The organism is Candidatus Latescibacter sp. (assembly GCA_030692375.1).
In the GTDB taxonomy this organism is placed as follows: Bacteria; Latescibacterota; Latescibacteria; order Latescibacterales; family Latescibacteraceae; genus JAUYCD01.
Genome location: JAUYCD010000182.1, coordinates 1 through 10,459 on the forward strand (window position 1 = coordinate 1; position 10,459 = coordinate 10,459).

General features: G+C 52.5%; 11 protein-coding genes. 1 reads left to right on the forward strand and 10 read right to left on the reverse strand.

Features of this window, described 5'->3' with window-relative positions; genetic code table 11:
* A partial coding sequence (locus tag Q8O92_10875; GenBank protein MDP2983818.1) for an IS1595 family transposase occupies positions 1 to 133 on the forward strand: 133 nt, incomplete at its 5' end.
* A gap of 188 nt (positions 134 to 321) precedes the next feature.
* Here the strand turns inward: Q8O92_10875 and Q8O92_10880 are convergent.
* The 10 genes from Q8O92_10880 to Q8O92_10925 all read right to left on the reverse strand — a co-directional run.
* Entirely contained in the window at positions 322 to 1,194 is an 873-nt protein-coding gene (locus Q8O92_10880) for a ParB/RepB/Spo0J family partition protein (GenBank protein ID MDP2983819.1), read from the reverse strand.
* The gene (locus Q8O92_10885; protein MDP2983820.1) at positions 1,187 to 1,948 is read right to left on the reverse strand and encodes an AAA family ATPase; all 762 of its coding nucleotides are present in this window, start codon (positions 1,946 to 1,948) and stop codon (positions 1,187 to 1,189) included. Before Q8O92_10885 ends, Q8O92_10880 begins: the two co-directional genes overlap by 8 nt.
* A 199-nt stretch (positions 1,949 to 2,147) precedes the next feature.
* Complete coding sequence (locus tag Q8O92_10890) at positions 2,148 to 3,128, reverse strand: two-component regulator propeller domain-containing protein (protein ID MDP2983821.1); 981 nt, start codon at positions 3,126 to 3,128, stop codon at positions 2,148 to 2,150.
* 22 nt (positions 3,129 to 3,150) lie between these two features.
* Positions 3,151 to 4,527, reverse strand: a complete 1,377-nt coding sequence (locus Q8O92_10895) for a sigma-54 dependent transcriptional regulator (protein ID MDP2983822.1) — start codon at positions 4,525 to 4,527, stop codon at positions 3,151 to 3,153.
* Complete coding sequence (locus Q8O92_10900; protein MDP2983823.1) at positions 4,496 to 5,569, reverse strand: hypothetical protein; 1,074 nt, start codon at positions 5,567 to 5,569, stop codon at positions 4,496 to 4,498. Before Q8O92_10900 ends, Q8O92_10895 begins: the two co-directional genes overlap by 32 nt.
* 211 nt (positions 5,570 to 5,780) lie before the next feature.
* The gene (locus Q8O92_10905) at positions 5,781 to 6,554 is read right to left on the reverse strand and encodes an MBL fold metallo-hydrolase (GenBank protein MDP2983824.1); all 774 of its coding nucleotides are present in this window, start codon (positions 6,552 to 6,554) and stop codon (positions 5,781 to 5,783) included.
* Between the two features lies 1 nt (position 6,555).
* Positions 6,556 to 7,359, reverse strand: a complete 804-nt coding sequence (gene pyrF / locus Q8O92_10910; GenBank protein MDP2983825.1) for an orotidine-5'-phosphate decarboxylase — start codon at positions 7,357 to 7,359, stop codon at positions 6,556 to 6,558.
* Positions 7,346 to 7,816, reverse strand: a complete 471-nt coding sequence (locus Q8O92_10915) for a hypothetical protein (GenBank protein MDP2983826.1) — start codon at positions 7,814 to 7,816, stop codon at positions 7,346 to 7,348. The genes pyrF and Q8O92_10915 overlap by 14 nt, the downstream gene beginning before the upstream one ends.
* A 261-nt stretch (positions 7,817 to 8,077) precedes the next feature.
* Positions 8,078 to 9,265: a bile acid:sodium symporter family protein gene (locus Q8O92_10920; GenBank protein MDP2983827.1), complete on the reverse strand. Its 1,188-nt coding sequence runs from the start codon at positions 9,263 to 9,265 to the stop codon at positions 8,078 to 8,080.
* Between the two features lie 207 nt (positions 9,266 to 9,472).
* The coding region (locus tag Q8O92_10925; GenBank protein ID MDP2983828.1) for a Gfo/Idh/MocA family oxidoreductase at positions 9,473 to 10,459 on the reverse strand (987 nt) is incomplete at its 5' end.

Sequence of the window (10,459 nt, forward strand, 5' to 3'; positions counted from 1 at the left end):
ACATCTTCAAAGTTACCTGAATGAATTTTGTTATCGCTTTAACCGGCGATTCAATGAATTACTGATTACTGACAGACTCTTAACTGCTTGTCTGAATACCTCCACTATTACCTATGCGGAGTTAACTCGATAAGCGAATTGGAATAATAGCATACCCAGATTAATTAATTCTTTGCCCGGCATTCTTTGCTGATCGAAAAAAATAATCACTCTCTATTATAGCAATTATATTATTCAAACTCAAGAAAAATCCATTTGCAGAATCATTCATACAGCGTGCATATATTGAAGGGAAGAAAGGAGCTGAAGTTTGACATGCATTCAGAAGAGAGCCTTGCTCCCTTTTACAATATCGAGGATGCGTTCCAGGTCATCCTGGGAATAGTATTCTATCTCCAGTTTTCCCTTGATTTCATCGCCCTTGATTTTTACCACGGTGCCGAAGAGCCGCTGCAGGTCCTCGCCGATTTGTTCCAGAAAAAGCGATTTCACTTTTGACGGGATGGGCTTTTCAGATTTTTTGAGAGTATGTTTGACCAGTTCCTCGGCCTTGCGGGCGGAGAGACCTTCCGAGGAGATTTTCACTGCCAGGCGGTGCTGCAATTCGGCATCCGAAACGGTTACCAGGGCGCGGGCGCTCCCCGGGGCGAGGACACCCTCGCGCACCATGTCCTGTACCCGTTCGGTCAGACTGAGAAGGCGCAGGGTATTGGCGACTGCGCTCCGGCTCTTCCCGACTATCCTGGCCAGGTCATCCTGTGTGGATTGCATGCGGTTCTGTATCTGTTCATAGGCTTTGGCTTCCTCAACCGCATTCAGGTCCTCGCGCTGAATATTTTCAATGAGCGACAGGATAAGCATCTGCTCTTCAGCCTTCACCTCCATGACTATCACTTCGATGGAGTCGAGCTTGAGCTCACGGGCGGCGCGGTATCTTCGTTCTCCGGCGATCAGCTCGAAAAAATCCCCCTTACGGCGCACGATAGGCGGCTCCAGGATGCCGTTTTCGGCAATGGAGCGTTTAAGCTCCTCCATCGTCTCCTCCGAAAAACGCTCTCGTGGCTGCTCGCTGTTCGGGATGATATCATTAAGGGGAACTAAAAGTATCCTCCGGCCGGTCTGTTTTTCATCCGTATGCTCTTCAGATGATTTGAAAAGGGCATCCAGTCCCTTGCCAAGCGCTTTTCTATGCATGGTTGTCAACCTCCCTGGCAAGTTGGATATAGGCATTGGCGCCCACAGAGAGAATATCGTAGAGGATGATCGGTTTCCCGAACGAAGGGGCTTCGCCGAGCTTCACATTACGGGCGATCACCGTTTTATATACCCTGTCTTCAAAATAGGAGCGCACCTCATTAGCCACTTGGTTGGAGAGGTTCAACCGGCTGTCGTACATGGTGAGGAGTATCCCCTCGATAAGAAGGCCCGGGTTAAGATTTTTCTGAACGAGCCGGATGGAATTCAAAAGCTGGCCGACACCCTCGAGGGCATAGTATTCACATTGTATCGGTATCAGGATGGATTTAGCCGCTGTCATGGCGTTAATGGTCAGAATTCCGAGCGAGGGCGGGCAGTCAATGAATATGTAATCATAGTCATTTTCGATGGTCTCCATCGCCGCCTGAAGTTTCCGTTCGCGGGCGATCATGCTCACCAGCTCTATCTGCGCCCCGGAAAGCCGTATATTCGCAGGAACCACTTTGAGGAAGCTTATATCGGTATCCACTATTGCTTCCCGGAGAGGGATTCTCTCGATGAGGACTTCATAGACGGTCTTTCCCGCCGCTTCTACATCGATGCCCAGCCCGGAGGTAGCATTTCCCTGCGGGTCCATGTCGATAAGAAGGGTTTTTCGTTCGAGAGCGGCCAGACTCGCCGCAAGATTCACTGCAGTTGTGGTCTTTCCTACTCCGCCCTTTTGGTTGGCAATGGCAATTACACGCGACATGATTCCCCATTTGTTCGAGTTGTGTATAGATGCCGAAACGGTTTAATCGTTCCCGCGAAGCGGCAACAAGTTCGGCATGACGCTGTCACCCTGAACTCGATTCAGGGTCTACATGATAACAAAACCAACTTTTTCATAATTTTTAAAACAGTGCTTCAATATAGAATTGCCGGAGGCGAAAATCAAGAGCAGTTCATATCTATTTCACCTGATAGCGCACCAGGCCGATGTTGGTTCCGAACCAGAGGGAAAGAGTTTTAGAATCTGAGGTCACTGTGTTTACCGGTATGCCGGCTGCCACATCGGGAAGCGGAAGCTTCGTCCAGCCGGTTCCGGTGAAGAAAGCTGCTCCTGTATCAGTCGCCACCCATAAGACATGGTTGAAATCTTCCGCGAATTCGTTGATGCCGTTGGAAGGCAGGCCTTTGGAAGTATTCCATAAAGTAACACTATTGCCTTGAAAAGAGGCAATGCCGTTGGCAGTACCTACCCACATAGTACCTGAGCTGTCCCGGTATATTGCCTGGACGGCAGCGCCGGGCGGGGTGTTTTCAAGAGAAGACCAGTGTGCGCCATCGAAAACATTCACTCCATAAAAGGTCCCTACCCAGATTTTACCCCCGGCGTCACTGGCGGCCGATGTGACATTATTGGCGGAAAGGCCGTTCGTTATGGAAAAAGAGCTCCAGCTTCCGGCGGAAGTCATCCGGCTTACTCCTCCCCTGGTCCCGAACCAAAGGGAATTATCCGTCATGACGGCGATCGTGTTGATGAATGTATTAGCCAGAACGCTCATATCCGGCAGAGAATCCCAGGCGGAATCGGCAAACGTTGATACTCCGGATATCGTTCCCGCCCAGACTGTTCCACGGTTAATTGCCAGCGAGGTGACCCGGGTATTGGGAATGTCGCTTGCCGCGCCGTATGTGGTGAAACTGGAATCCCTGAATGAATAGAAAGAGATCCCTCCCCAGGTTGCTATCCAGAGGCCGTTGCGGGAGTAATCTACAGCAAGATCGTTTATGTAGCTGTTTGCCAGCCCGTCAGTGTCGTAGAAAACGGTAAAGAGAGCATGCGGACCGCTCGGTGTGTTATCGATAGGGCCTGAGCCGCATCCGTACAGCCCCGCCGCTGTCATGAAAAGCGCGGCGGTCAATCCTTTTTTCAGCCAGGCACTCATAATGCTTCCTTTCTCACTGCGTTCAGAAGAGCATGCCATGTTTGGCAAGAAGCTTGCGCAAGGTATTTCGAGAGACGCCGAGCCTTCTGGCGGCTTCGCTCTGGTTGTCTCCCACCCTGAGCATCAGTTTCGAAAGCAGAGGTTTTTCAATAATGGAATAGGCTTTTTCGAGGAGATCGGCGGTTTTGCTTTCCATCAGTCCTTCGGTCACCTGGTCAAGGGTATCCATGCCATGAATTGCGGGAAATTCAAGGGAAAGGATTTCATCTTCATAAAGCCTGTCCGACTGGAGAACCACCATGCGATGGATTCTGTTTTCCATCTCTCGCACATTCCCCGGCCAGTCTTTTTCCTCCAGAGCATGGATAAGCTCCGGTGTGAGCTTAAAATGCAGCCCGTACTTTGCGTTAAAACGGTCGACAAAATACCGGGCGAGATCGGGAATGTCTTCCTTTCTCTCCCGCAGCGGCGGTATAATGATAGGTACTACTATCAGCCGGTAATAAAGATCCTCACGGAAGAGCCCCCGCGCGGTCAAATCCTTTAGATCGGCGTTCGTTGCCGCGATCACCCGGACATCCACATGGATGGTTTGCGAAGAACCGACGCGCTCAAAGTCGTTCCGCTGGAGAAAGGTCAGGAGCTTGGCCTGCAGGTCGAGGCGCATTGCTCCGATTTCATCCAGGAAAAGTGTGCCGCCCCGGGCAAGCTCGCACTTCCCTATACGGATGCCGGTCGCGCCGGTAAACGCCCCTTTTTCATGACCGAAAAGCTCGCTTTCGAGAAGCTCGCCGGGGATGGAAGCGCAGTTTACAGTAATAAAGGGGCCGTTACGGCGTGCGGAATGATGGTGGATCGCCCGGGCGAACAAATCCTTGCCTGTGCCAGTTTCCCCGGTGATAAGCACAGAGGTTGAGGTGGACGCCACCCTTCCGAGCAGCTTGTAGAGTTCCCGCATGACCGGTGAGCTGCCGACAATCCTTTCGGAATCCTGGATTTCAGAAGGCTTGGCAGGATCCCCACGGTCGAGGTATTTTTCAATGGCGCGCTTTGCCAGATGAATCACTTCATCGATATCGAACGGTTTCACCACATGATCGAACGCGCCAAACTTCATGGCTTCTACCGTGTTTTCCATGCTCGAATGGGCGGTGATGACAATGGTCTCCGGAGGATCGGACAGCTCACGAATATGTTGGAGGGCAGTGATACCGTCCATTACCGGCATCTTGACATCCATGACCACCAGGGCGTACGGCGTTTGTGAGATCATGTCGAGCGCGGTTTTGCCGTCTCCCGCCAAATCCACGATATATCCCTCGTCGGTCAGCGCTTTCTCGATCACCCAGCGTACGGCCCGATCGTTATCAACTACCAGAACTCGTTTGCTGCGTTCCAATCCCCAACTCCCTGAGCATAGTCTTCGCCCGCTCAATTCTATCCTTTTGATGTCTGGCTGCCGGCGTTCTTTCGCCCAAACGGACAATTCTCTCGCAGTATTCGCGGCAGCGGTCGGTTTTCCCCAGAGATTTGGAAAGCACCGCCAGCTTCCACCAGCACCGGAGCTGACCGGAGCCGTCATCGGCGGCATCACGGGAATAGCTTTCCGCAATCCCGGAGAACACCCTGACCGCCTCCGGGTACTTTTCCATTTTTTTATACGCTTCTCCGAGCTGCCAGGCAAAAAGCCTGCAGGAAGGATAGGCGGCAGTCATTTTCTCACCAAGTTCTATCGCAGCCGATGGATTATAAGACACCAGCATCTGCAGGAGCATCGTTGCGGAAAGCGGGCCGGTGAGTTTTCCCTTTTCTGCGGCTTTACGGACTTCCTCTATTCCACGTTTGCGGTCGTCGCCGACAAAAGGCAGCCAGGAGACCCTGCGCATCGCCGCGCTTTTCCAGAACCGGTAGCATCCTGTCATAAAACATGCATCGTAAAAGCTGTTATCCATGGTAAGAATCCATTCCATACCCTTTGCTCCGGACCGTCCCGTTTTAATACCGCTGACCAGGCGGCCGGAAGCAGCCGCCTTCGCCCCTTTCAAACTTTGCGCCGCATACAGGAAGTAATGCGCCCAAAGATCTTTCGGATCGGCTTTCAGCAGGGCGTTGGAAAATATTTCTGCCTTATCAAGAAGCGAGAGGAATTCCCTGTCCCGCGAATGATCTTCATAGTCCGAGGCCCAGTACTGCAGTAAGGCGGCTTTCAGGATATATCCGGCCGGTTCCGCGGAATGATTTTGAATCAGAGCATCCAATATCTTTTCGGCATCGCCATAGCGGCCTTCGAGGATACATTGCTCGGACTGACGGAATTCTTTTCCCGGTACCAGAGCAGCCTGCAACTTTATCGGCAGTGTAAAGAATACACCGGCCATGAACAACGGGATGGCAAGGTGATACAACACCTTTCGCATCCGGGAAATCGGTTTACATTGCATGGGTGGGACTCTTTTGAGTGTTTAGATCCTGAAACTAGTTCGGGATGACACGCGTCATGCCGAACTTGTTGCCGTTTTTCGGGAACGATGAAACCGTTTCGGCATCTTTTTTGAAAAGAAACGAAAGAAAAAAAATCGTCTGTGTAAATATTGCCATATTCCCGCGCTAGTGCAACGCCAATCTATCAAAAACGGTGGCAGAGGATTCATGCTACAGCTCGAAAACCGGTGTGGCTTCCTGCTGGAGAGCCACCAGGAGGGAACGGAGACGGCAGTCGTAGCGCTCGAACAAATCGATGACTTCCCTTTCGGCTATATCGGCGCGGTTGTTTTCTTCGGATAGGTGAGCAAGAACCGCCTGCAACGGTTCCTCCCGGCACAGATTAAACAGGAGTTCTGCAGCATTACGGTTGGAGAGATGACCGGTTCTGCTGAGAATACGCTGCTTCAGCTCCCAGGGATAGGACCCCTTTTTCAGCATCTCCACATCATGATTCGATTCTACGACCACCAGATGGGAACCGCGCAGGCGCTGTTCCACCAGGGTGGAAACATACCCCAGGTCAGTGGCGACCGACACTTTGGTATTTCCGGAGGAAATGCAGTACTGCACCGGGTCACGGGCGTCATGTGAGACGCTGAATGGATGGAACTCGAGCGCGCCGATTTTGAAGCTCCTCCCGCTTTCGATGGGGATGAGGGATTCCTCCCCGGTGAAGATATTCTTTCTTCCGGAAAGGGTTCCGGGTGTGGCGTACACCGGAATGCCGAGCTTCCGGGCGGTTATTCCGGCGCCCCGGATGTGGTCTTCGTGTTCATGAGTAAGCAGGATTCCCCGGATGCGCCCTTCATCGAGACCGCGCGAAGCCAGCCTGCTCATGACCTCGATATGGGAGAATCCCTGGTCGATGATGACTGCGGCGCCGTGGCTTTCCATATACAGGCAGTTGCCTTTCGAGCCGCTGCCCAGAAGACAGATTTTCACTCTATCGCTCCCTGTACCGATTAATGGCAGCCCGGAGATTCAGAAGACTCTTACGGGCGGCTTCGGCGTAATCATCTCCGCTGGAAGCATACAGTATCTCCCGTGAACTGTTGATAATGGTAAATCCAGGCCGGTAACCGGCGCTTGAAATCACCGGTTCGATTTCTCCTCCCTGGGCGCCGATTCCGGGGATAAGGATGGGCAGGCCGGAAGCGATTTCACGAATCCGCCGGAGCTGTTCAGGGCGCGTTGCGCCGACAACCAGTCCAACTTCGCCCTCTTTCGCCCATTCCACTGCGGCGCGCGCAACCCGTTCGTAGAGCGGCCCGTCGCCGGTATCCAAGGTCTGAAAATCGCCGGCGGAAGGATTGGAAGTCAAACAGAGCACAAAAACGCATTTCCCATCGCGGAGAAACGGTTTCACCGCATCGAATCCCATGTAAGGGTTCACAGTCACCGCATTGGCGCCCATAACGTCGTAGGCGGCCTCTGCATACTTCATGGCCGTGTTGCCTATGTCTCCCCGCTTGACATCGAGAATTACGGGAATATCGGAGGGAACAGCCCTGCAGGTTTCTGCAAGAATTTCCATCCCACAGCTTCCCAGCGCCTCGTAAAAAGCCGAATTCGGTTTATAGGCGCAAGCAAGACCGGATGTGGCCGAGATGATTTCCCGATTGAAAGAAAGGACATCTCCCGCGGAGGTGAGACCGGCGGGCAGTTTATCCGGATCGGTGTCCAGTCCCACACAAACCAGGCTTTCCGATACTTCTGCAGCATGCCGGAGGCGCTCAACGCATCCCATGATCCTCACCTACTTTTTTTACAAGAAATTTCCAATACCGGAACACCCGCCCGCGAACGGCATAATGCACCAGAAATCCCGCCGGAATTCCCAGCCCGGCCAGGGGAGAAAAATCAGGAGACCCGGTGCGCAGAATTCCCAGGAGCGCCGGAATCCCCCCGCAGACGAATGTCATGAGGAATACCGTAAAATTACGGATTTTGGTGAATGTCATCCCCACCCGTACGGTTACCTCTCCCCCGCTGCCTGCTGTTTCCAGGGAAAGCTGCGAAATGCAGGTCAATGGTTTCTTGGAGGAGAAAAACAGAGACGGGTTCCGGAAAAAGTTAGCCGCACCTGAATCGGAATTCCCGGCCTTCACATATCCTTTCGACAGGAGAATATAGATAAGTTCGTCACGAACGTACCGGGCATCGCCTTTTGTTTTATAGGTCTTGTAAACGAATTTGGAGGCCATGTATTATTTTTCTGTTAATATAGTGTGGTATTCCTTAGAACAGATGCCGAAACAAGTTCAAAACCAGCGCATGACGCGTGTTTTTAACCTCACCCCCTGTCCCCCTCTCCTAGTCTGGAGAGGGGGTAACTCTTGGCGTACCAAATCTTTACCATCTCCTATTTAGGAGAGGGTGGCCGAAGGCCGGGTGAGGTCAGAACTGATGACTATATAACACTTTTCTCAATTTTCATATTCAGATTTCATGTTTCTTATTTCTTCCTAAGCCGTCTCTTCCGCCTCTTCGATAACCGGCGCGGGAGCTTCGCTTACAACCGGCCTTCTCGCCCAGTATGACGCGAGTATGGCGCCCGACATGTTCTGCCAGGAGGCAAATACTACTCCGGGCAGGGCGGCCAGATTGCTGTGGAGCACCTTTATGGCGAGGCCGGCGGCCATAGCGCTGTTCTGTAGGCCGACCTCAACTGCGATAGTGCGGGAATCGATAATCCCGATGCCAAGGGCTCGCGAGCACCAGTATCCGAGCATATAGCCCATAAAATTGTGGAGCATGATGGAGATGAGTATGCTGAATACTATTGCTCCGACCAGGAGCGAATCGCGGGAGTAGGCGGTGAGAATGCCGTTGGCTACACAGATTCCAAACATGGAAAAGAATGGCAGGGAGCGCATGATTCCATCGGAAACCAGGGCGAATTTCGGATTCACTTTCGACATTCTCCGGAGGAAAGTGTTCACCAGAAGCCCTCCGCCTACCGGGAAGATGATCATCTGGAATATGGACCACATCATGTCGAAGAAATTTATCGGGATATAGGCGCCAGCCAGCCATTTGGTCATGGTCGGGGTCATGACCGGCGCCACCAGGGTGGAAACTGCGGTCAGGGTTACCGAGAGCGCGACATTTGCTTTCGCGAGGAAATTGATCACATTGGAGGCCACTCCTCCCGGGCAGGAGCCGTTGAGCACGATGCCTGCCGCCACTTCGGGATTGGGCGCGAACAGCATTGCGATGCCTTTTCCCACAAATGGCATGACCGTATACTGGAGCACTATCCCGATCACAATGGTCTGGGGCATGATGAAAACCCGCTTGAAATCCCTGATGCTCAGTGTGGTGCCCATCCCGAACATGATGAACTGAATGATGTTCATGATGTAGGGTTTGGTCTCGACGCCATGTACATTGGTGAAAAACCGTGGAAAGAACATGGCGGTGGTAACAAATGCGGTTACCCAGAGAGTGAATGCGGTAACCGACCAGAATTCGCTTCCCCGAACATAGAGAGCCAGGGAGACAAAGGTCATGACAGCGAAAGGCCCGACTTCGGCGCGGTAGCCCAGCGATAGGAGAACAGTGGTAATCATAAGGCATACAAGGCTGAGTATCAGGAAAAAAGGATAGATTCCTTTTATTCCTAATGGACTTTTATCTTTATGACCGGCCATGTATGCTGTTCTCCTTAAAGGTAAAAATATTTTTTACAAGTTTGATGATCGGGAAAAAAGTCACAGTGAACTCACCCCCTGACCCCCTCTCTTGAAAATAGAGGGGGAGAACCATCTGCTCTTAAACTAAGTATTATCAAAAAAATAATCAACGTTTTAGTCGTACCCCTCTCTTAATAAGAGAGGGGATCAAGGGGTGAGTTTCCTTTACGCCGGCGGCCTGATTTCACCTTTCTCAGGGCCCAGAAGCTTTGTATAGGCGTCGTAAACTTCCCGTGTAGACATGCTGGGATGACCCCAGGGACAGCCGACCGCCCAGTCCTCGTCGAGTTTGTCCAACTCGACCGGCTCGCCCTTCTCCCGCAGATGAGAGCGAAAGGCTGCAAGATAGAATTTGCACTTTTCGAGAAAACTGTCGTACCTTTCCGGCAGTTTCGGCATGCCGTGATAGAACATATCCTGCACGGCGAGAAGCAGGGGGAGGTAGACGAAATTCTCCCAATGCCCGGTATCGTAACGGCAGACCTGTTCGCTGCCCTGGAACTTCGTCCATATAAGGCAATTTTCGCGCTTGTCGTGGTGGATAGTCCCCGTAAACGAGCCATTGCCGCGGTCTTTGTGAATGACAGTGGAGACGCCTCCGCCCTTTCGCCAGTCATTCATCTTCTGGGAAACCGCCTGTATGCCGCCGCCGGAGACCTTGTGAGTCCACCACATGCCGTGGAGGCCGTGGCAATAGAATGTAGGTGTGCCTTCACTCCATATCTCATAGCCGGTGATGGTTTTCGGCGGATGGTGTTCCTGCGCCTGGATGCACTGGTACATGAGTTCGAGAGAGGAACCGCTCCAGAAGGGGGTCTTGTACTTTTGGGCGAGATCGATCAGTTTTTTTACTTTCCAGACCGCATCGCTGCCCGGACGGTCGCTGAAAACCGGGACACCGTTTGACAGATAAGGCTCGGCAAGTCTGTGCACCCAGGGCGTCTGCATGACCGTATCGATGATGAGGCCGTCCACCTTGCCCACCATGTCATCGAAATTCCGCACCACTGTATCCACTCCGTACTGCTTCGCAAAAGCTTCCGCCTCTTCGCGCTTGATATGCCAGACATGGGTGTAGACCATCCCCGTGCGCTTGGGAGTGGTCGCCGCTCCGTTGATTCCGTTGGCCAGGGCAGCCCATCCGGTGGAATG